The sequence below is a fragment of the Legionella stuttgartensis genome (genome assembly GCF_977063405.2).
The window spans coordinates 97,286-118,532 of sequence record NZ_CDRUHA020000011.1; the positions used below are offsets into that span (position 1 = coordinate 97,286).

Consider the following 21,247-nt stretch of genomic DNA (forward strand, 5'->3'; position numbering starts at 1 on the left):
CTTCGTTCTTGAAAAGCAATTACAATCAATCAGTTTGTCTAAAAAAGGTGAATTATGTATCAAAGATTGCAGCAACAACTAGAAGGACGCAGCGGGAGACAAGAAAAAGGTTATCGTCGGTTCTTTTCAGAGGAACCAGTCCAAAATAATAACATTCAGATTGCCATTAAAAATACGAAATTAAATATTGATAAAGGTAATTTTGATGGTCGCTTAGAAGCAGCTCAAGAGGCAATTCAAGCTTTTGCCGATCAGAATGAGATAATCTATCAATCGCATGGCCATGGTTATGGCTCTTTATCTGTTAACAGTGTGGCGCATAGTATTACTCCCTATGGCATTGATGTTTCCATGATGTTGCAATTCTGCGGCATTAATGAATCGGAACTCACTCGACAACCAGAGTGCAAATAAAATCATATCATTGTATCCTGCGTGAGAAACCAGGATACCTATTTTATGATTTACCAACGGTTCGTGCACAGCACCATATGTCTACCTGTTTAACTCCCGATTTTTTTAAAGTGAAAGCCAGTTCATTTGCAGTGCTGCCAGTTGTTAAAAGATCATCAATAATTGCTACATGATGCCAGGGAAGCTTTTTTGTTTTAAACGCATGGCGTAAATTTTTTTGCCGTTGTTCTCCATCAAGACTTGCCTGGGGCTCTGTGTTAATGATCTTTTGGCAACTGGTTAAATCATAAGGTAACTTTAGTTCTTTGGCGAGTAAACGAACTAAAACCGCTGCTTGATTAAATCCGCGTGCCTTAAGTCGTTGTGGATGCATAGGGACTGGAATTAAACATTGAGGCCTCGTTCCATGACTGAGAGAGTTAAGAATTAAGTGACTTAAAAAAGAACCAAGATAAAGGCCATTGTGGTATTTAAATTGATGCAAAAGACTGCGCAATGGTTCTTCAAAGATGTAATGAATAATTGTTCGGTCAAAATGAGGTGTTTTTTTAATACAGCGCCCGCAGACCGACAGATGCGTATCAGGTAAAGGATAAGCGCAGAAATGACAAGCAGGGCCTAAAGGCGTCATGAGCGAAATACACGCGTGACATACCGCCATTTTGTTATTATGAAATTGATTGCATAAAGCACATATTGAGTACAAGCTTAAACTTTGTGTTAAACTCCATATTTTCTGGCGCACGAGCGTTGGAATCCATTAATTTTTCCTGGTTTTATAATGGCTGTTATCTATGAAATTAGCAAGGCATTTAATCATCATGCCGCTGAATATGAACGTGCTGCTAAAGTACAACAAGAGATTGGAGTACGGTTACTAGAGCGATTGCAGTATTTGAATATGAAGCCGCAGCGTATTCTTGACCTAGGATGTGGACCAGGTTTTTTTTCTTATGAATTGAGCCAAATGTATCCAAAGGCCCAAGTTGTTGGTTTGGATTTGGCACAGCTGATGCTAATTCAGGCACAAAAAAAACAAGGTTGGCGACGCAAATGGCCTTTAGTGGCTGCAGATATGGTGCATATGCCCTTTGTTACAGGTGCATTTGATTTAATTTTTGCCAATCAAGTGATTCACTGGGGCGGTCCGTTACAGCGAGTTTTTCGGGAATTGAATCGAGTCATGAACGCTAATGGATGCTTGATGTTTACTACTTTGGGGCCTGATACCTTTAAAGAATTGAAACATGCTTGGTCCGGAGTGAATCAGCATGCTCATGTGAATGAGTTTGCTGACATGCATGATGTAGGTGATTGCTTGATGTCTGAGCACTTTTTGGAGCCCGTAGTTGATATGGAATTATTGGCGGTACATTATGAAACGCTGCCTCAGTTATTACAGGCTTTAAAAGCCCAGGGAGTAATAAATATTAATCCGCAACGAAACCAAGGTTTAACGGGGAAAATGGCCTGGCGACAATTCGAACAAAATTACTCTACCCTGCAAACGGATAAAGGAAAATATCCATTAACTTATGAAGTAGTGTACGGACATGCCTGGAAGGGCGAGCAAAGAAAAACAGAACTTGGGGTTGAAACCATGATCCCTATTTCGCAGATAACGAGGCGAAAGAGTTAAAATATCGTTCATTTCCTAATCGTTTGATATTCTTGTAATGCTCTTTTCCTTGCGAGATTATGATCCACTAATGGTAAAGGATAAGCCCAACGTAATGCGCAACTCATTTTGAGGGGCCTCCCAAGGTTTGTGAATCCATTTATTGGGAACTTGTGCTAATTCCGGTATCCATGTTTTAACGTAGTTTCCTTGGGGATCAAATTTTCTCCTTTGAGTATCGGATTGAAAATTATTTATTACCTATCCAATTGACTACGTTCTTGTAATTGCTTGGTTAAGTCAATCAATGCAAGTGCTTTTTGATCAAATATTTTTAGCGCATCGAACGCAATTTGATAATGCGTGTTGATTTCTTCTTCCAATTTATTTTTGGAGTATAGAGTCGCAAATGTTGTTTTTTGGTTAGCCAAGTCAGAGGAGCGGCCTTTACCCAAATCTGCAGGAGCATAATGATCCAGGTAGTCATCTTGCATTTGAAAAACCAGACCTAAATGACTGGCATAAGTCTGTAAAGCGACTTGATGGGCTTCGGGTACTGTACGGGCATTTAGAACCATTTCAATGCACGCTAAAATAAGTCGCCCAGTTTTAAGATAGTGAATTTCTCTAAGCTGTTTTTCGCTAGTAGATGATTTGGCTAATTCAGATAAGTCTAGACTTTGTCCGCTCACCATCCCACTAATGCCGCTGGCTTTAACAAGCTCAAGAGTAACTGCTATGACTTGTTGGGGGTCAATCAGTGGAGAAAGATGAGTTAATAGGACTTCAATGGCCAAGGGTTGCATGCCATCACCAGCTAAAATCGCTGTCGCCTCATCAAAAGCTTTATGACAACTCGGTTTACCACGACGCAGATCATCATCGTCCATCGCAGGGAGATCATCATGAATTAAAGAATAACAATGCGTTAACTCAATTGCGGCAGCAATAACATCGAGAATTTTTAGATCCAGATTGAGCAAATCTCCAGTTAAATAGACCAAAATAGGTCTGATTCTCTTTCCGCCAGGGAAAAGAGAATAATTAATTGCCGAACGTATCGTTGTTGCAGGCACAGAAGAGTCATTGATTATTTGCTTGAGAAATTCTTCATGCCGTTGTATGTAATTACTTATCACTTAATTGTTCATCCGAGCTGGGTTCTGCCGAGGTTAATGTTTCTATTTTTTGTTCGGCTTTTTGTAGCACATCCTGACAATTTCTGGCCAGGCTAATTCCTTTTTCAAATTGTTTCAGGGAGTCTTCTAAAGAGAGTTCGCCTTTTTCTAGTTGCCTGACAATTTCCTCTAGTTCCGTGATCGACTGCTCAAAATGCATACCTTGGCTCATAGATTTTGTCCTGATTGTGCAAAATGTACTGATTATACTGAGTTGTACTCAGGATTCAATGTAAGTAAATTAATTTTATTTGAATTGGATTCACAGCCAGGCTACCTCACATTTAAATTTAAGTGAGGTATTCAGGCCATGCATAATGAAGATTCAATAAGCTAAATCGTGTATATTAACGGCAACCGAATCAGATGGAATAAGTATGAAAACGAAAACCCAATTTGTATGCAGTCAATGTGCCGCAATTTTTAAGCAATGGGCCGGACAATGCACGCAGTGTGGGGCATGGAATGCAATCGCAGAAGAAGGTATGCCTGTGAATAAAAATTCGCGCAGCGGCTCTTGGGTGAATCAACGTTCGGTAATCACTGCTGTAGAAGATGTGGTTATGGATAAAGAAGTGCGCATGGATTGTGGCTTATCCGAATTGAACAGAGTACTAGGTGGCGGTTTAGTTTATGGCTCTGTAGTCCTGATCGGTGGCGATCCAGGAATTGGTAAGTCCACTTTGTTATTACAAACATTGGCTAATCTCTCGATGCAGGAAACTGTTTTATATGTCACTGGTGAAGAATCCTTACAACAAGTAGCGATGCGTGCCAAGCGCCTGGGATTACCCTTGGCGGGTTTAAGACTTTTAGCCGAGACACAGGTCGAATCAATTATTGCTCATGCACAAAAAGAAAGTCCTAAAGTGATTGTGATCGATTCCATTCAAACTATTTTTACGGAAAATATCAGTTCTGCTCCAGGAGGGGTGAGCCAAGTACGTGAATCGGCCGCACAATTGGTTCGTTTTGCTAAGCTAACCCAAACCGCCGTGTTTCTGGTTGGACATGTAACGAAAGAGGGTGCTTTAGCAGGCCCACGAGTTTTAGAGCATATGGTAGACAGCGTTTTATATTTTGAAGGTCAAAGTGACAGCCGATTTAGGGTCATTCGTGCCATTAAAAACCGTTTTGGTGCGGTCAATGAACTTGGCGTGTTTGCGATGACGGACAAAGGTTTAAAAGAAGTAGCCAACCCGTCAGCGATTTTTTTATCGCGTCAACCAGAACCTACTGCAGGTAGTGCAGTGATGGTGACGTGGGAAGGGTCGCGTCCTATGTTAGTGGAGGTTCAAGCGCTGGTGGATGAGGCACATGGGCAGCAATCCAAACGTGTAACGGTTGGGCTTGAATCCAATCGCCTGGCTATTTTACTTGCTGTATTACATCGACATGGGGGCATTGCTACCTACGATCAGGATATCTTCATTAACGTAGTAGGTGGTGTAAAAGTGACGGAAACAGGATCTGATTTAGCATTATTAGCCGCCGTTGTATCGAGTTTACGTAATCGAATTTTTGATCGGGAAACCATTATCTTTGGTGAAGTAGGATTGGCAGGTGAAATTAGACCCGTTCAAAGTGGGCAAGAGCGATTAAAAGAAGCAGCAAAACATGGGTTTAAACGGGCAATAGTGCCTTTTGCCAATGCACCAAAACAGCAGAACTCTTCAATGGTAATCGAACCTGTTAAATATTTGCACGAAGTTTTGGAAAAAATGTAATTCTTGTGCTAGTGGTAGCCTGGGTGAAGCGTATTGGACCCCAGGTTACGACGTTATTATCCTAAACCTGAAATATCGTCACATTTTTTGTACCATTTTTCGAGTCCATTAATGGGTAACTTGTTTGTATATAGTATTATTACTCATATGTGTCATTAATCATATATAGTGTCATTCACGCCTGCGCGGGAATGACATAAATTTAGGTCAAAACTGGTCCTTCGTCGTAAACTCCTCAGGATAACGTGGTATGCAATTACGTTTTTTTTGGACTGCCCCAGAGCACTACGTGCTGCGACTTGTTCGCAGCATCCAGTAAAAAAGAAAGCTTAGTGCCTCAAGGTGAATTGGAAGGCGAAACGAGGGATTTCCAGTCACAAAGACGTGTATGTGTAAAGTTTCAAGAACTTATGACATGATGGATGGATAAAGTCTTTACCTTTTTGATGTTTAATCAACGATAGGAGCAATGATGACTTTTCCAGCCAAGCTAAAATTTGAATTTATGGATATGCTAACCCGCAACAAAATTTCTTGCAGTCAGGGTTGGACGAATTTTATGGGAAACGTACGTAATCCCTCAGCTGTGGTTGTTGATGTAGATAGTGAAGCGCAAGTTCAATTAATTATGAAAGAAATAAAACGGATGAATGAGGGGCGGACTCCAAAGAATAAAATTACCTTAAGAGCGACGGCCGGTTGGGAAAATAAAGACAACAGTGTAAGCTGTTGTTTATTTCCATGGTCCAAAGTTCAGGAAGAAGAATACGGTAAAGGCAGTTTTTCTTTTTCAGAAGTAGTAGGAGGAAGAGCTTCTTCTGAAGGCGAAGGTACTGACATTATTCTTCGTTTTAAAAAGAAATTTCACAAAGCGAAAGTCCTAGGCCCTCTTAATACCAAACCGGCATGGCTTAATCCCAACAATCCAATTCACCAGCTTCCTGCCTCATTGGTTGAGGTAAGTGCTGGAATGCAAATAGCCGAATATGCAGAATTTTTGCGAAAAAATAATTTATCTTCATCGACGCTTAGTATGTTGAGTTGGGCAAGTTTAGTAGGATTACTTGGGCATGGAGGACACGGTACAGGTCGTGATGAGCCGGCAGTCAGTGGCTTGATTGAGTCAATTCGAGTTTGTGATATGGATGGAAACATTCGTGAACTGACCCCGGACCATCCTGATTTTCAAACATTATGTGCAGCACATAGCGGTTTTTTAGGAGTTATTCTTAGTGTCAAAATGCGCGCGGTGAAGGCTTACAATTTACGAGAAACAATCGCAGTATTTCACAATACCGAAGAAATGAAAGGCAAACTGGGAGATATATTAAAGAATAATCACTATGTGAGTGTTATGGGAATGCCAAGCTCCTCCCCACTGGGTGAGAATGTTCATCAATGGCAAGTGCGTATGTGGAATTACACTACGGATAAACCAACTCAAAAGACTCAACCAACCTATGCACCAACGATTACTTCTTTGGCCCAAGAGCTGGGACTAAGGTTGGGTAAAGATTTAATGGACTTCTTAGTTAATTCGGAATTAAGAAGTTTATTGCCAGAGTTTATGTTAATTGCAGCGGCTCAATCGATTGAAGAACGAGGAACAAAATCTATAGTCGATTTTGAAAATCATATCACCCATCCCCAAGTCGCGTTCCCTGAAAAACTTCGTGATGTGGATTATTTTATCCCTGTAAAAGATGACAAGGCTGGAGAGAATTTAGAAGCAATTTTGCAACAAATCGAAAATCAGGTAAACAAGGCATCGAGGCGTGGAGAATACCCGATAACTTACGCGGTCTATGTTCGTTATTTGAAAGGAACTAATGGAGGATTATCTCCAACCGGTACGAGCAGCCCTGATGAACATATCATTGCGTTGGATGTGGTGACTCATCCCCAAACACGAGGGATTGTTCGTTTTGAAGAAGAATTTTTAGAGTTTTTAAAAGAACAAAAATTTGAAGTAAGAAATCATTTAGGAAAACATTTTCCAGATGGAGTGGTTCATTATTCTCAGTTCTTAGACTCTAAAAACATGAAGGAGTTTATAGAAGCAGCGGAACGCTGGAATGCGACACCCCAGAAGAATGATGGTGCAGATCGTTTGGCTATGGCTCCTTATAACACTAATTATTTTCAAAAAATGCTTGATCTGAGTTTGGGTTTGAAAAGTGAATTGGAGGATAAGAGTATAAAAGAGATAAGTCATTCACCAAAAATGAAATCCATAGAATATACTAAAGAAGAATGTGTAAGTTTTTTGATGCGTCTCCATGAGGTGGTTGATTTAATGCCAGTACAGAGCGAGGCAGCGAAAAATGCCAAGGCGATTTTTTTAAAGACGTGTCAGAATGAATTGGAAAATCGAAGGATACGTGATTTGGTGATTTCTTAACTGGTCTTGTCATAGCCAGGGTGAAGCACCTGTCTCTTGATCACACCTTTGTCGACGCCCCGCGGCTTTGTCCGCGGGGTCCAGGGTTTTAGGCAGATTTTCTGGATCCCGCGGACAAAGCCGCGGGACGTCGGGATAGGGCTGGACAGGTTTTTCAGAGATGAGTATAAGATTCAGGTGAAGCCCCCAGGCTACACTCTGACGATGGTGGAATGATATATGGACATAACTCCTTTTTTTAAATTAATGGTTGACCGCGGTGCTTCAGACTTATTTTTTAGTGTGGGGGCGCCACCTAATATTAAAATTGAAGGGGTAATTTCTCCTGTAGGGCAGGTGCCACTCAAATCCCAACAAATGGCTGAAATTGCTTTATCGTTGATGAATGATGATCAGCGCAAAGAATTCGAGGCTACTTTGGAACTGAATATGGCGCTCTCCATTGCTTCTGTCGGGCGTTTCAGAATTAATTTGTTTCGCCAGCGTGGAGACATCTCGATGGTGGTGCGTTATATCAAAAATAAAATTCCTTCACTCGAACAATTAAATTTACCGCTGATTTTAAAAACTATAGTTATGGAGTTACGCGGTCTGGTTTTGGTTGTAGGTGCAACTGGATCCGGTAAATCAACTACTTTGGCATCAATGATTGATTATCGTAACGAAAACCAAAGCGGGCATATTTTAACCATTGAAGACCCTATTGAATTTATTCATCAACATAAAAAATCAATAGTGGACCAACGCGAAGTGGGTATTGATACCATGAGTTATGATAATGCCTTAGTCAATGCGATGCGTGAAGCTCCGGATGTGATTTTAATTGGTGAGATTCGCGAACGCAATGCGATGAAGCATGCTATTGCCTATGCAGAAACAGGCCATTTATGTATTTCGACGCTCCATGCCAATAATGCGAACCAAGCAATGGACCGCATTATTAATTTCTTCCCCGAAGATGCACGGAAACAGGTATTAATGGACTTGTCGCTCAATTTACGGTCTATTATTTCAATGCGTCTTATTCCTGGCGTGAATAATCAACGTATGGCTGCTGTAGAATTATTATTAAATACGCCTTATGTTTCTGATTTGATCGAGAAAGGAAAAATTGATGACATCAAAGAAGCTATGGAGCGCAGCACCGAACAGGGGATGCAGACGTTCGATCAGGCTTTATTAAAATTATACCGAAGCGGAGCAATTTCCCAAGAAAATGCAATTAAGTATGCGGATTCAAAAAATAATGTGGGTTTACAAATTCGTTTAAATAGTAGCGGTGACTTTGATTCTCAAAATGATACGTTAACTATTGATGAGAATTGATTTTTTTGTTCTTCATGTTAAAATTTAGCGCAATTTGATTCCGATTTATGGTTCATGGCTGCATTTTTTCAGATTAAAGATATTACCTTAGGACCGCCTTCACACGCATCGGGTCATGAGACGTATCTTAAAGCAGTATATACTCCCCCCAGTCGGGAAAAACCCGCTTATAAAATTATTTATAAAAAGAATAAATACGGTCAACCGCAATTTTCTCGTTTGGAAGTGATGTTTAGCCAATTGGCTCGCCTGTTTTTATTATCTGGTTTAACGCCATCGAACAACTTGGTGGTCGATGGTGACAAAAACATTCTTGGTTTGGCTGTTCAGCATCTTTGCTATGTTATAGCCAACAAGGAAGGGCTAGAGCATGACTTTTATGCTTTAAATGATCCAAATACAGGTTATGACTCAACTCCATCACGACTCAATGATCCCACTAAAATACCCATTTATTTTCTAGATAAATTACCTCAGGGCTTTTTTGCGCGCTTAGTCGAAGCGGAGATAGATGGAAAATTAACCATTGATTATGACTCTTTAGCCAGCATCCTTGCGACTTCTTATACTTTGGAAGAGGATGATCTGCATAAAGGAAACTATGGCTTTTATTTGGTAGAGCGCAATGGTAAGCCTCAGGTGGTGTTCTTTAAAATTGATCATGATTTAATGTTCGTAGATAGCATTATGGGGTTTCATACTCGCCGACCTTTTCATTTAATGCACGGTGCTCATGCGTTTGACATTACCGTCAAAGACCTTAAGTCACTCACGTGTTTAACTAATTCGTCTAATTCCTATTGGCCAACAAAATTTAGTTATATTGCTAATCCCTTTGACAACAAGGAATACCATAATTATGCCGATATTAATGCTTTTTCTCTGCTCAGTAATAATTCTCGGTTCACCCAAGCGAAATGGAAATCATTTTATAAACATATTTTAATTCCCAATGAGATCATTGAGCAAACAGTACAAGACTGTGCAGAAATGGAGAATGCGGCAGATCGCGCTGAAGTTGCATTGATGACCCAAACTACCATAGCAAGGCTTGCCCGTTTGCGGGCTGCATTGTTTTCGGTAAAAGATTTTCGAAATTATGTAGGCAGTTTGGATAATGAAAAAACCAAAGCTTTATTGCAAGAAATTATTCCGCCGCATCTAGTAACTGAGGTTCTTGTAAAACAAGTCCGTAATTCTTTTATTCACTATAAGACCTTATGTAATGAAGCCGGTGGATTTGAGAAAGGAGATACACCGTTACATACCGCAATTAAGCTGGGTGAGTATCGCTATGAAGAAACTTTGAGCATGTTTGCTCAGTTCATGAATGTAAAAAATAAAGCCGGTAAAACTCCTTTAGACATTGTAGTGGAACGAGTTCAAGCTGGGGTAGATGATGAACAGGATGTAACGAAAAATGGAGTGTTAATCATCAAACATTTAATAGACAATGGAGCGTATATAACCAAAAAATATAGAGATTCTGGTCTTATGCAATTAGTTAAAGCATATGCTTTTAAAAATCCTTATTTGGAACAAATAAAACCGAATATGAGTTATCGATCATTCAAGCAGATTTTAAGAGATATAGGTGAGGATCATCGTTTTTGTCTGAAATTCCAAAAGAATTTAGCTCTAGAAAGTATTAAGCGTTTTATTAAGATTAATCAAAATCATCCTAATTTTGAGAATAGACTGAACCAGTTAAGATACGACATAAATGGTTACTCATCTGAAGAAGAATCGGCAGGGGTGAAATACATACGCCAACTACGCAGTAAACTATGGATTATTCGCCAATTACGGGGATTATATGGTTGGAGTTCCACACAATGGGAAATTAATACCCTAATTAACCGGGCTCTGGAGCGTAACCAAGCCAAAGAATCCAATTCTTTTTCATTCTTTTCTTGTGCCAAGCAAGCAGAATCCCCTCCGGCCTATGAGTTACAAAATTCATGTCCCGTGTAAACTCCTCAGGACGCAGGTGAATGGTTACCAACCCACATCCAGCCTGATACAAATAATTGCCGTGTTCTCTCACTTATGAAAATTAGAAATTAATGGGTTTGCATTTCTCCCAGGTGGAATGGGTAATCATGTCGGCAACGTGCATAGGCGGCACCGATTTTGGTGGGATCGGGGTAAAATGCGTAATGGGTGGCTTTGTATGCACAACAAGGGACGGCACTAACAAAACACCCTCGTTTGGCATTCCAACGATAATGGCCATCTTCTGCAAGCTGCAATGTTCTACCATCAAAACACACATAACGAGGATTCGAAGGAATCTCGCCAATGACGCAACCTTGAGCATAAGCAAAATTAATTAATGCTAATAATAATCCAATCCGTATGATTTTCATCACTTAATCCTTTAATCTTGCTATAATAATGTTATAAAGTTAGTTCATCTTACCCCCTATATTCAAGCAAGATGTGCTGAAGCGATGAAATTTAAGGTTTATTTAATAAAATAAGTTTAAAATAGATACATTATGGTTTGCGGAGTGTTTGATTATGCCTAAGAATAAAGAGCTTTTAACCGTATTAAAGAATACTGCAAAGTTACGAGGACCTGGTGTTGTAGAAGCGGAAAGAAATGGTGCTTTAGACGAATTATTAAAAGCTGATGCCAATAATCCAAAAGAGTTTAGATCAGCAGTACTTTCGGATGAAAGTATAGCTTTTTGGCAGCAGATGGACAGCACTATTGCTCCTCCATCTTGGGGCTTGGGAACTATAAAAAGAGGTGCCAGAGCTGCATTTGTCTCATCTAACCCCGTCCAAAATGATGATTTTTTGGGCGCCAGACTACAAGATACTCCTACTTTGAAAGAAATAAAACAAGCAGCCGCTGAACAACGTGTCAAATTTTCATTAGCAGCTGCGCAAAATGATGTTTTAGTAGGCCTTTTAACCTCTGATTTTACCGATAATGGAACAATACTTAGACAATACTTAGCATCGAGGGAGAATTCTCTTGGACTTAAATTTGGTGAGATACATGGATGGAATCCAAGCAATGAGGATGTCCTAACCCATGCCTCTTTAGCTAAGATAAGAATAGAAGCAGCAAATCAGCTACTACTAAAATTAATAGCCAAACCCGAACTCACTGATCCTAAATTATTTGATGATCTAACCAAGGCAACAAATATAGGAGAATTTCAAACTGCTGCGAAAGCACTTATTACTGCAGGCGGAATTACCCTACCTCCTGGGAAAACACTAGATGATATAACAAATGGTTTGGCATTTGACTCCGTTGCGGTAGTTGTTGATGCCGCTACAAAGCGAAGAGACAACTTACTGGATCTAAAGGCTATAGCTGAGTTTGAGAAACAACTGCAAAATTTTAAAAGCACCGTTTCAGATATCGATCTTTTGGGAATGAAAAATACGCTTAAACAAGGTGAACAAGCATTCTTAGATGCATTGGCTGCCGATGCAAAATTAAAAGAGGATCTAGCGAATAACCCATATAAAGCTAGAATGGCGAACTTGAAGGCTAGTAAAAGAACGGCTCTTGGTACTACTCACCAACAACCATTATGTGAGCAATACCTAAAAGCTAAGATATTAGCTACAGATAAAGCAATTAATGATCCTCTTTTACTCAATCCATTAAAAGAATTAAATAAAGATACCTTAAAAACCCAATTAGAAAATTTCGTCGGAGCAGCCGCCGATGCCGATGATAAGGCAATTATCGGCAAGGCTATAACTGATACCAACTTATCCGCGTTTAAAGTGGCTTTAACGGCGAATATCATAAAAAAAATAGGTTCAGGTGGTACTCCGGCTGATCTTGATTCCTTAAAAAAACTCCATGCAGCTTCTGGTAATTTAGAGAGTTTCCGAAAAGAGCTCGTTACTAAGGTTGGAAATGGAGTTACATTTGATTTTGTTCAGGAAAAAGACTTGCCTGAGTTAAGAGAGACACTTCGTGATCAGATAGCTGCCTTTTCGCGAAAAGATCGGGAGGATAAGTTTAAAGCTGCGGTTGAAAAATATTCTCGTTTAGGTGCGGTGTCGCATCCAAAATTAATGGAAGTATTTAAACAGTTACCCGATACAAAGCAAACTCAAATTTTGGAATCTAGTAAGCAGCACGAATTGCTTTTTGTAATCAATGCAAAAAGTCCCGAAGAAATTAAGTATTATTGGGGAAATAAAGACGCCAATGGCAGTGCGCTTGTTGTGGATGCGCTTGTTCGAGAGAATGAACGTGCTGCGGCCTTTAAACAAATCATGAATCCCACAATAGCTAAAGTTTTGATGGGGCTTGATTATATTTCTCCTAATAAAGCGATGATTGATGGTATAAATGAAAGGTTATTAGCAAACAAAGACCTCGATTTTACTAACCTCGCTCATTATAAAACCTTAATTGACGATATTCATGGAAAATGTGCCGTACCGGCTCCAAATAAAAATGCATTTTATAAATCTTTTGATCTGCAAAGTGATTCTGTAAATACTTTAAAGGTACCCACGCATCCGATAGCAGATGCGGTACAAGACGAACATAAAAAAAATAAACCTTTATTTGATGCTCACCAAGCTGTATCTCATGTGGTGGTCAGGGTCAATGGAGTGCAGGAAGATGAGGCTTTAGGTCCAACACAGAAAAAATTTGTGCAGATTCTTGCAAGAGTTACGGGAGCTGCTCATCTTGACATTCAAGGGGTGTCGGTGATGCCGCTGCGAAATGAGTATCATATCACAGCCGATGTCAAGAATCTTTTTGAGAAATTTAAATCGAGCACTAATGTTCACGAGTTTCTTGATAACCTCATCCCTGAAGCAGTTGCTAATCGTGATCCATTAAAGGGCGCACTAAAAAAAGAATTAAGCAGAGAGTTTACGCCAAGCGTGTATAATGAACTAAAAGGCATGAGAATTACGAGTCTTTTTGGCATAGATGATCAAACTAAACTATCCACTATACAAGAAATCAATCAGGACTTAGAACGACTGCAAAAAAGTAAGTCTTCAATTGAAAAACATAAAGGACATTTAGAAGCGCTTAAAGAGGATCTTAAGTCTCTACCTGCTTTATATAGCGGGGCCAATGAAGTCAAAGCCAAAAACAAAGCTGAGAAAATGATAGCAGAATATAAAGCTTTGGAAAAGCAATGTGATACGGTCATCGTGCATTTAGAACGGGTTCAGGCCGAGCTTCAAGTCCGTCTAGATAATACACCTGCTGGTGGTGTAAGTCCTCAGGTAAAAGAACAATTAGATCCACTGCATGAGAAGTTAAAGAAAGAAATAACGGATGTTAAGGAACAGCTCAAATTTTATAAAGAAATAAAACAAAAAATTTCGGGAGAAAATGGTGCTTTAGAACAAATTAAAGGAATAATGAAGCGAGAGCTCACTGCGGTGGTGGAGACAGCATCTACTACATACTCCACACTCGATCTGAGTGATATCAAAAAAATTGATGGTCAAATTGTTGGCAGTGGCCTTGATTACTTCCCTATAAAGGCTGAAGCTCGTACTCCTAGTGTGACCACCGGAGCTACTAATACAAGTGGCGACTCCGAGACCTCTAAGTTACACAAAATCCCTGAGCAAGGTAAAGCTTTTTGTATCAATACGCTTTATGTGAAGCCTGATTCAACAGAAGTAAAAGGACGTATTGCTATTGATTATCATCCTGATGGATCTATTCCCAAAGCAACTTTAGCAGGAAATGATGTAGTCAGTTCTAGACCTATAAAGGTAATGATTGCTGTGCCAGTAGATGATCCCGTTCATAGAGCGGATCAATCCTTGAGAGCAGCAAGAGAATTGTTAAAAGATTGGGATGGCCAGAGTCTTATTAAATTGAAAGGCTGGAGTGGTAAAGAGAAAGAATTGGCCTATTTATGGACCGCTCTCAATGTTTTAGGCGAGCATCACCCCAAATTCTCTCGTGATAAAATATCCATTACAGGAACTGCGAATTGGAAACCTGATGGGGAACGTAACTGGAGAGGTTTTACCGAAGTTTCTGTTTATAATAAAGTATTCAAGGAAAAAGCCAGTGGATACACTGCGGAACATGTAAGGGAATTCACCTCCATGATTGATCAAAAGAAACGAGATAAAGTGGATAAAGGTGTTAAAAACTCAACTTCATTCTACAGAGATACTCTCAGTGGCGATAAAGATCAAAATATCGAGAAAGAAGTTGAAAAAGATAAGAAAGTAGAAGGAACAGCTAAGACTCTTGGGGGGTAGGTTTAAGCGATAATTACTAAAAAGGGGTATACAATTGAATTCAAACCAATTGGCGATTGGTGTATTTGACTCAGGGATGGGCGGCTTAACTGTTTTACGTGCATTGCGGGAGGGGCTACCGCAAGAATCGTTTATCTATTTGGGGGATACCGCTCGACTTCCTTATGGAACTAAAAGTCCAGATACGGTAAAACAATATGCCATGCAAATGGCAAAATTGCTGGTTGAGCGGAGGATTAAGGCTTTAGTCATTGCTTGTAATACCGCCACTACAGCCGCATTACCGTATTTACAGGAAATGCTACCTGGTATGCCAGTGCTTGGTGTGGTTGCACCAGGTGCTGCGGCAGCAGTAGCGGCAACTGAAAACAAGCGTATTATTGTTTTAGCTACTGAAACAACAATTGCATCCAATGCATACCAACAGTTAATTACCCACCATTTACCTCAAGCAATAATTAATACGCGTGCATGCAGCGTTTTAGTTGCTTTAGCAGAAGAAGGCATGGTGAACAATCAAGTAGCGCGCGAAGCATTAAAACATTACTTGGATGGTTTTACCAATGAAGATACGGTGCTCCTTGGATGTACCCATTTCCCTGTATTTAAGTCTTTGCTGAGTGACTTGTTACCTAAAGGGGTTACTATAGTGGATTCAGCACATGCCACTGCACATGCTCTGTATCAGTTGCTCGAAAAGCAGGATTTATTGAATGATGTTCCTTCTTTGAGCCGTTCCGTAAATTATTTAGTAACGGATTCAGTGAAGCGCTTCCAAATTGTGGGCGAGATATTTTTAGGCGATCGGTTGTTCTCTGAGGACATTGAGCTTGTGGATGTTAAATCCTAAATATAATTTCTACGTACGCTGAAATTCATTTAAGAACTGTAGTTCCCGCGCAAGCGGGAACCATTCCTGATAAAGAACAGAGTAGTTCCAGCATAAATTCTCGCTTGCGCGGGAAAATTTGTAAGCTTAAGGCAGAATCCGGCGGATTGAGAGTGCAGTTACTCTTCTTTAGGAGGGCGGCTCATTAAGTTCTGTACCACTTGTTTGGGACTAATTTTCCCTTGCAAAAGGGCGTTAATTTGCTCGCAAATAGGCATTTCTACATGATGCTGTTTGGCAAGGAAGCAGACTTGAGAAGCATTATATTTACCTTCTACAACTTGGCCAATTTGCTTTTCTGCATCGTTGATGCTGATATTTTGTCCGAGGAGTAAGCCGAAGCGACGGTTTCTAGATTGATCATCAGTGCAGGTTAAGACCAAATCCCCTACGCCAGCTAAGCCAAGAAAAGTTTCTGCACGTGCTCCCAAAGCCAGTCCCAGACGCTCCATTTCTGCGAGTCCGCGGGTAATTAATGCGGCTTTGGCATTTGCACCATAACCTAAACCGTCACTGATGCCGCAGCCAATAGCCAAAACATTTTTAATCGCACCACAAATTTGTACGCCGATCAGATCATCACTCAAGTACACACGAAGGTTATCGTGATGAAGTAACTCACGAACATTTTTTTGGTATTCTGAGTCATTAGAGGCTAAAGTCACTGCCGTAGGTAAGAAATGGGCTACTTCTTTGGCGAATGATGGACCTGAAATAATTGCCTTGGGAAAAGTAGGGCCAAAAGTTTGACCCACTAAATCACTTAATAATTGATGGCTTTGTGGATCAATACCCTTAGTCAGCCAAGCTAATCCTTGAGGTGGTATTTTTATTTTGCCGATAATTTCTGCAAAAGCATGAGAAGGCACTGCAATAATAACGTAATGGGCTTCATTCACACACTGATCAAAATCGGTTGAAGGCTCTAATGTTTTAGGGAAATCAATATCAGGTAGATAGCGCGGGTTTGTTTTTTTCTCCGTCATAAGAGCAACTTGCTGCGGATCATGGCTCCACAACAAAACACGATGTCCCACTTTGGCGAGGTGAATTGCTACAGCCGTTCCCCAAGATCCAGCACCTAATATGGTAATGTTTTTTTGGTTCATTTTATGCTCTTAAAAAGGAGTGTATTGGTAGTGGGATCAAGCGAAGTGACCCGGTTGAAAAACAGATTCTTATACTAACCCCCGGGTTAGGGCTTTGCCTGTACCCGGGCTCAATACTTTAGTATGTACTTGTATTTTTTAAGCTTGACCTTCTTTTTGTTTTTCGGCAACTTGTTGCATGTATAAAGCATCAAAATTAATAGGTGCCAATACTAATTGTGGGAAACTGCCACGAATTACTTGAGAAGTAATTGCTTCACGAGCGTAAGGGAATAAAATGTTGGGGCAGAAGCTGTTTAACAAATGATCCAATTGATTTGTAGGAGCACCTTGAATGGTGAAAATCCCCGCTTGTTTCACTTCTACAAGAAATGCAGTAGCTTTTTGATTGCTCACGGTGGTAGTTACAGTTAATACTACTTCATAAACACCCTCTTCCAATTTGGTGTTGGAAGTATTGATTTCGAGATTCAGCTCTGGTTCCCATTGTTGTTGAAACACAGCAGGTGTATTAGGCGTTTCAAAAGATAAATCTTTGGTATAAATTCTTTGAATCATGAATTGAGTTTCATTTTGGTTTTGTGCTGGGTTTGCTTGTTCGCTCATGATATTGCTATCCTCTTAGTAATTGATCGAGTGTTCCCTGGGCATCCAGGGCATATAAATCATCGCAGCCACCGACATGCTGGCCATTAATAAAAATTTGCGGGACGGTACGTCTGCCGCTTTTTGCTATCATTTCATCACGTAATTCTGGTTGTAAATCAATACGAATGTCAGTAAATGAGGCACCTTTATATTGTAATAATTCCCTGGCTTTGACACAGTAGGGGCAATAACCTGTACTGTACATAATTATTTCAGCCATGATCTTATTTTCCTTTAACTAAGGGTAATTCTGCATTTTGCCAGGCAGTAACTCCGCCGCTAAGTACATGGGGTTGGTACCCTTGGGCGCGAATTTTATTAGCAAGAGCTTGCGCTTCCATAGGCCGTGAAGCAATGAGGATAATGGGCGTATTTTTATACTTATCCATTTTTTGCTGTTCAAAATCTTCACTTTTTGCATTGATCGCATCAATAATATGTCCTTGTTTAAAGGCATCTTTGTCACGCAAATCGATGACTATAGCATTCTCATTATTGATCAAATCAACAGCAGCCTGAGGAGTGAGTTCTTTTGCTTTCTTTTTCTGGGTAATTAACTCATTGATAAATATAAGTGATAAAACCACGATAAGTGCAAGCCATAATTGCCAATGATTTATGATAAATTGACCTAAATGTTCCATGTTCTCTCTTGATATTTTATTAATGTAGCGAATTATCCCCAGAATAAGGCATGAACGCAAGTAACGGAACTATATAAATGTAGCCTGGGTTTGTCTCTTGATCCTATCTGTGCCCACACTCTGCCGATTGTCCGCGAGACGCAGTTATTTCTGTTTTTTAAGTAGTACATAAACTGCCCCATTTCCGCCGTCTTTGGGCAAGGCACTATGAAAGGCTAAAACTTCATCTAATTGGGGCAACCAACGATTGAGTAAATTTTTAATTACTGGTGGTGCACCGAGGTTGCCTCCTTTGCCGTGAATAATTAGTAGACATCTTTTGCCATTCTCGGCCTGAGTTTGAATGAACTGACACAGGGTGTCTCGGGCTTTTTCACTTTTTAAGCCATGTAAATCCAAGCGGGCTTCCCAAGGTATTTGTCCATTTCGTAATGCCTTAAGACGTTGGTTAGAAATACTTGATTGCGAATAGGAGAGTTTTGTTTCAGAAAGTACTGTATCCACAATCATATCGGACAAGTAATATTCCTTTTTTGGTGGTATTACTGAGGGTTTGTCTTTTTTATTTGGAATTGAAGGCTTAGGTTCCGAGGTTTTTACCCGTTTGGTTTTTTCATTCAATGGTTTTACCGAGCGCATATGTTCGCGAAACAGGTCTTTGTCTTCATCGGATAAAAAATCATCAGCCATTTTTTACTAGAAAGGATTAAGTAATAATTGAAGTATAACTCAGGTGTAGTGCTGCTTGTACCTTTGATTTGAATGCAGTGGGTGTAACCAGGGTCTAATTCTGATACTTAAATAAAACTGAATTGTACTTAGGCTACATTTGTTGATTAACATAGGGTACAATTTGTACTTTTTCTGGATGAGAATCGAAATCCCATGAGCAATTATATACTTAAAGAAACGGAAGAATTAAACACCATTTTGGATTTTTTACGTTTTAGTGTGTCCTGTGCAAGTGATGCACATTTGTATTATGGTCACGGCACTGATAATGCTTGGGATGATATGCATTCATTGATTCTGAGAAGTTTGTCTTTGCCTTACGATTTAGAATCAAATTGGCTTAATGCACGCTTAACCACCAGTGAGAAAAAACATTTACATCAGCAATTAGAAAAGCGTATTAATCAACGGGTACCCGTACCCTATTTAATTAAAGAAGCTTATTTTTGTGATATTCCATTTTATGTGGATGAACGTGTTCTTATTCCTCGTTCACCTATAGCTGAACTCATCAAAAATGAGTTTTCTCCCTGGGTCGACCCTGATAAAGTGCATCGTATTTTAGATTTATGCACAGGTAGCGGATGCATTGCAATTGCATGTTGCTATGCTTTTTCTGAAGCTCAGGTTGATGCCGTTGATATTTCCAGTGAAGCACTTGCGGTTGCTGCGATTAATCGCGAACAGCTCGGTGTGGAAGAACAACTCAATTTAATTGAATCAGATTGTTTCTCTAAAGTGCCCAAGGTAGGCTATGATTTAATAGTCAGCAATCCTCCATATGTAGGCAAGGAAGAGATGCAAACTTTACCAGACGAATTTCGTCATGAGCCTGTGCTGGCGTTGGAAACGAGTAATAACGGATTGGCCATTGTTGAAACAATTCTTCATAACGCCCATGATTATTTAAATGACGAGGGTATTCTTATTGTAGAAGTAGGCAATAGTGAAGCAGCTTTATGTGAGGCTTATCCTCATGTTCCTTTTACTTGGCTTGAAATGAGTTATGGTGGACATGGCATATTTTTATTAACGAAGCAGCAACTAAAAGAGTACTTTAATGTCCGGTAATACATTTGGAACTTTATTTACAGTAACAACTTTTGGTGAAAGCCATGGCCCGGCTATTGGCTGTGTGGTTGATGGTTGTCCACCAGGATTACTGTTAAAAGAAGAAGACATCCAACCCTTTTTGGACAAACGCAAACCAGGACAATCCAAATATACAACACAACGTCGAGAAGAGGATAAAGTACAGATCCTGTCTGGTGTTTTCGAAGGCAAAACGACAGGGGCACCTATCGCTCTGTTGATTCAGAATACGGATCAACGTTCGCGAGATTATGAAGAAATTAAAAATTTATTTCGTCCTGGGCATGCAGATTTTACCTATCATCATAAATATGGTCATCGCGATTATCGTGGAGGGGGGCGCTCTTCAGCACGAGAGACCGCAGCACGTGTAGCGGCTGGCGCGATTGCTCGCTTGTATTTGCAGCGTCATTTAAACCTGGAAATTGTGGGATATTTGCAGCAAATGGGTGATCTGGTTTTGCACTTTGCTGATGAATCAGAGATTAATAATAATTCTTTTTTCTGTCCTAATAATACTCAAATTCAGGAACTTGCTGATGCGATTGAGCATTTAAGAAAACAAGGGGATTCTGTAGGCGCTCGCGTAAATGTCATTGCTAAAAACGTGCCTATAGGATTGGGAGACCCTGTATTCGACAAACTGGATGCTACATTAGCTTATGCTATGATGTCTATTAATGCAGTTAAAGGTGTTGAAGTAGGTGCAGGATTTGCAGCTGTGAATCAGTTGGGTTCTGTGCATCGTGATCAAATGTCTCACCAAGGGTTTCTTAGCAATCATGCGGGAGGAATTTTGGGTGGTATTTCTACCGGACAGAATATAGAAGTTAGTATTGCATTAAAGCCTACTTCGAGTATTACTACTCCAGGAAAAACGCTCAATGTTTCTGGTGATGAAGTAACCGTAGTAACTAAAGGGCGACATGATCCTTGCGTGGGAATTAGAGCGGTGCCTATCGCTGAAGCAATGATGGCTTTAGTTTTAATGGATCATTATTTGAGATATAAGGCGTTAATTCCTAATTCATAATTGGAAAATGCCAAGAACTCTCGCCCTAACCTTCTCCCATCAATGGGAGAGGTGATTGTACGAATTAGTAATCCCTTCTCTCCTTTGGAGAGAAGGGGCCCGAAAGGGCGGATGTGGGGCTACTATACTATCCTATCCTCACCCAACCCTCTTCAATTAATGGGAGAGGGGATGGTATGAAGTGAGTACGCATTAATAG

Annotated in this window: 20 protein-coding genes; 10 read left to right on the forward strand and 10 right to left on the reverse strand. The window is 40.1% G+C overall.

What is annotated here, in order from left to right; genetic code table 11:
• Positions 1–54: 54 nt before the first annotated feature.
• Complete coding sequence (locus ACWTEW_RS02695) at positions 55–414, forward strand: hypothetical protein (protein WP_454780224.1); 360 nt, start codon at positions 55–57, stop codon at positions 412–414.
• Between the two features lie 43 nt (positions 415–457).
• Here ACWTEW_RS02695 and ACWTEW_RS02700 read toward each other — a convergent pair whose 3' ends face one another.
• Positions 458–1,159: a ComF family protein gene (locus tag ACWTEW_RS02700; protein ID WP_454780225.1), complete on the reverse strand. Its 702-nt coding sequence runs from the start codon at positions 1,157–1,159 to the stop codon at positions 458–460.
• Between the two features lie 36 nt (positions 1,160–1,195).
• Between ACWTEW_RS02700 and bioC the strand changes: the two genes are divergently transcribed.
• The gene (bioC, locus tag ACWTEW_RS02705; RefSeq protein ID WP_454780226.1) at positions 1,196–2,053 is read left to right on the forward strand and encodes a malonyl-ACP O-methyltransferase BioC; all 858 of its coding nucleotides are present in this window, start codon (positions 1,196–1,198) and stop codon (positions 2,051–2,053) included.
• Between the two features lie 57 nt (positions 2,054–2,110).
• Here bioC and ACWTEW_RS02710 read toward each other — a convergent pair whose 3' ends face one another.
• The 3 genes from ACWTEW_RS02710 to ACWTEW_RS02720 are packed head-to-tail and all read right to left on the reverse strand — an operon-like array spanning position 2,111 to position 3,382.
• Positions 2,111–2,290: an FAD-binding domain-containing protein gene (locus tag ACWTEW_RS02710; RefSeq protein WP_454780721.1), complete on the reverse strand. Its 180-nt coding sequence runs from the start codon at positions 2,288–2,290 to the stop codon at positions 2,111–2,113.
• On the reverse strand, positions 2,290–3,171 hold the full coding sequence (locus tag ACWTEW_RS02715; protein ID WP_454780227.1) for a polyprenyl synthetase family protein: 882 nt from the start codon (positions 3,169–3,171) through the stop codon (positions 2,290–2,292). Before ACWTEW_RS02715 ends, ACWTEW_RS02710 begins: the two co-directional genes overlap by 1 nt.
• The gene (locus tag ACWTEW_RS02720) at positions 3,161–3,382 is read right to left on the reverse strand and encodes an exodeoxyribonuclease VII small subunit (RefSeq protein WP_454780228.1); all 222 of its coding nucleotides are present in this window, start codon (positions 3,380–3,382) and stop codon (positions 3,161–3,163) included. Before ACWTEW_RS02720 ends, ACWTEW_RS02715 begins: the two co-directional genes overlap by 11 nt.
• 205 nt (positions 3,383–3,587) lie before the next feature.
• Here ACWTEW_RS02720 and radA point away from each other — a divergent pair, with 205 nt between their 5' ends.
• The 4 genes from radA to ankK all read left to right on the forward strand — a co-directional run bounded on the left by radA (position 3,588) and on the right by ankK (position 10,638).
• On the forward strand, positions 3,588–4,937 hold the full coding sequence (radA, locus tag ACWTEW_RS02725; protein WP_454780229.1) for a DNA repair protein RadA: 1,350 nt from the start codon (positions 3,588–3,590) through the stop codon (positions 4,935–4,937).
• 472 nt (positions 4,938–5,409) lie between these two features.
• Entirely contained in the window at positions 5,410–7,338 is a 1,929-nt protein-coding gene (locus ACWTEW_RS02730) for an L-gulono-gamma-lactone oxidase (RefSeq protein WP_454780722.1), read from the forward strand.
• 219 nt (positions 7,339–7,557) lie between these two features.
• Positions 7,558–8,664 (forward strand): PilT/PilU family type 4a pilus ATPase, encoded by a 1,107-nt coding sequence (locus ACWTEW_RS02735; protein ID WP_454780230.1) that lies wholly within the window; start codon positions 7,558–7,560, stop codon positions 8,662–8,664.
• A gap of 54 nt (positions 8,665–8,718) precedes the next feature.
• Positions 8,719–10,638 carry a Dot/Icm T4SS effector AnkK/LegA5 gene (gene ankK / locus ACWTEW_RS02740; RefSeq protein ID WP_454780231.1) on the forward strand — a complete coding sequence of 640 codons (1,920 nt, stop codon included), beginning with the start codon at positions 8,719–8,721 and terminating at the stop codon, positions 10,636–10,638.
• A gap of 89 nt (positions 10,639–10,727) precedes the next feature.
• Here the strand turns inward: ankK and ACWTEW_RS02745 are convergent, their stop codons facing one another.
• Positions 10,728–11,033 (reverse strand): hypothetical protein, encoded by a 306-nt coding sequence (locus ACWTEW_RS02745; protein ID WP_454780232.1) that lies wholly within the window; start codon positions 11,031–11,033, stop codon positions 10,728–10,730.
• A gap of 154 nt (positions 11,034–11,187) precedes the next feature.
• Here ACWTEW_RS02745 and ACWTEW_RS02750 point away from each other — a divergent pair, with 154 nt between their 5' ends.
• Positions 11,188–14,901, forward strand: a complete 3,714-nt coding sequence (locus tag ACWTEW_RS02750) for an AAA family ATPase (protein WP_454780233.1) — start codon at positions 11,188–11,190, stop codon at positions 14,899–14,901.
• A 34-nt stretch (positions 14,902–14,935) separates the two neighbouring features.
• On the forward strand, positions 14,936–15,751 hold the full coding sequence (gene murI, locus ACWTEW_RS02755) for a glutamate racemase (protein WP_454780234.1): 816 nt from the start codon (positions 14,936–14,938) through the stop codon (positions 15,749–15,751).
• A 158-nt stretch (positions 15,752–15,909) separates the two neighbouring features.
• On the opposite strand, the gene ACWTEW_RS02760 is transcribed toward murI, so the two are convergent.
• The 5 genes from ACWTEW_RS02760 to ACWTEW_RS02780 form a co-directional block, all read right to left on the reverse strand.
• Positions 15,910–16,899 (reverse strand): NAD(P)H-dependent glycerol-3-phosphate dehydrogenase, encoded by a 990-nt coding sequence (locus ACWTEW_RS02760; RefSeq protein ID WP_454780235.1) that lies wholly within the window; start codon positions 16,897–16,899, stop codon positions 15,910–15,912.
• Positions 16,900–17,037: 138 nt separating this feature from the next.
• A complete protein-coding gene (secB, locus tag ACWTEW_RS02765; protein WP_454780236.1) occupies positions 17,038–17,505 on the reverse strand; it encodes a protein-export chaperone SecB in 468 nt (155 codons plus the stop codon).
• Between the two features lie 7 nt (positions 17,506–17,512).
• Positions 17,513–17,767 carry a glutaredoxin 3 gene (gene grxC / locus ACWTEW_RS02770; RefSeq protein ID WP_454780237.1) on the reverse strand — a complete coding sequence of 85 codons (255 nt, stop codon included), beginning with the start codon at positions 17,765–17,767 and terminating at the stop codon, positions 17,513–17,515.
• Between the two features lie 4 nt (positions 17,768–17,771).
• The gene (locus ACWTEW_RS02775) at positions 17,772–18,191 is read right to left on the reverse strand and encodes a rhodanese-like domain-containing protein (protein WP_454780238.1); all 420 of its coding nucleotides are present in this window, start codon (positions 18,189–18,191) and stop codon (positions 17,772–17,774) included.
• 144 nt (positions 18,192–18,335) lie between these two features.
• A complete protein-coding gene (locus ACWTEW_RS02780) occupies positions 18,336–18,881 on the reverse strand; it encodes a Smr/MutS family protein (RefSeq protein WP_454780239.1) in 546 nt (181 codons plus the stop codon).
• Positions 18,882–19,076: 195 nt separating this feature from the next.
• On the opposite strand from ACWTEW_RS02780, the gene prmB reads away from it, so the two are divergent.
• Positions 19,077–19,994: a 50S ribosomal protein L3 N(5)-glutamine methyltransferase gene (prmB, locus tag ACWTEW_RS02785; RefSeq protein WP_454780240.1), complete on the forward strand. Its 918-nt coding sequence runs from the start codon at positions 19,077–19,079 to the stop codon at positions 19,992–19,994.
• A complete protein-coding gene (gene aroC / locus ACWTEW_RS02790) occupies positions 19,984–21,048 on the forward strand; it encodes a chorismate synthase (protein ID WP_454780241.1) in 1,065 nt (354 codons plus the stop codon). The genes prmB and aroC overlap by 11 nt, the downstream gene beginning before the upstream one ends.
• Positions 21,049–21,247: the final 199 nt, after the last annotated feature.

Excerpts from the sequence above, each read along its gene's own strand:
- ACWTEW_RS02750 (WP_454780233.1), top strand. The coding sequence starts at position 11,188 with ATGCCTAAGAATAAAGAGCTTTTAACCGTATTAAAGAATACTGCAAAG.
- ACWTEW_RS02760 (WP_454780235.1), bottom strand. The coding sequence starts at position 16,899 with ATGAACCAAAAAAACATTACCATATTAGGTGCTGGATCTTGGGGAACG.
- grxC (WP_454780237.1), bottom strand. The coding sequence starts at position 17,767 with ATGGCTGAAATAATTATGTACAGTACAGGTTATTGCCCCTACTGTGTC.
- ACWTEW_RS02745 (WP_454780232.1), bottom strand. The coding sequence starts at position 11,033 with ATGAAAATCATACGGATTGGATTATTATTAGCATTAATTAATTTTGCT.
- ACWTEW_RS02780 (WP_454780239.1), bottom strand. The coding sequence starts at position 18,881 with ATGGCTGATGATTTTTTATCCGATGAAGACAAAGACCTGTTTCGCGAA.
- aroC (WP_454780241.1), top strand. The coding sequence starts at position 19,984 with ATGTCCGGTAATACATTTGGAACTTTATTTACAGTAACAACTTTTGGT.
- ACWTEW_RS02730 (WP_454780722.1), top strand. The coding sequence starts at position 5,410 with ATGACTTTTCCAGCCAAGCTAAAATTTGAATTTATGGATATGCTAACC.
- ACWTEW_RS02735 (WP_454780230.1), top strand. The coding sequence starts at position 7,558 with ATGGACATAACTCCTTTTTTTAAATTAATGGTTGACCGCGGTGCTTCA.
- bioC (WP_454780226.1), top strand. The coding sequence starts at position 1,196 with ATGGCTGTTATCTATGAAATTAGCAAGGCATTTAATCATCATGCCGCT.
- ACWTEW_RS02695 (WP_454780224.1), top strand. The coding sequence starts at position 55 with ATGTATCAAAGATTGCAGCAACAACTAGAAGGACGCAGCGGGAGACAA.
- ACWTEW_RS02775 (WP_454780238.1), bottom strand. The coding sequence starts at position 18,191 with ATGGAACATTTAGGTCAATTTATCATAAATCATTGGCAATTATGGCTT.
- ACWTEW_RS02720 (WP_454780228.1), bottom strand. The coding sequence starts at position 3,382 with ATGAGCCAAGGTATGCATTTTGAGCAGTCGATCACGGAACTAGAGGAA.
- prmB (WP_454780240.1), top strand. The coding sequence starts at position 19,077 with ATGAGCAATTATATACTTAAAGAAACGGAAGAATTAAACACCATTTTG.
- secB (WP_454780236.1), bottom strand. The coding sequence starts at position 17,505 with ATGAGCGAACAAGCAAACCCAGCACAAAACCAAAATGAAACTCAATTC.
- radA (WP_454780229.1), top strand. The coding sequence starts at position 3,588 with ATGAAAACGAAAACCCAATTTGTATGCAGTCAATGTGCCGCAATTTTT.
- ankK (WP_454780231.1), top strand. The coding sequence starts at position 8,719 with ATGGCTGCATTTTTTCAGATTAAAGATATTACCTTAGGACCGCCTTCA.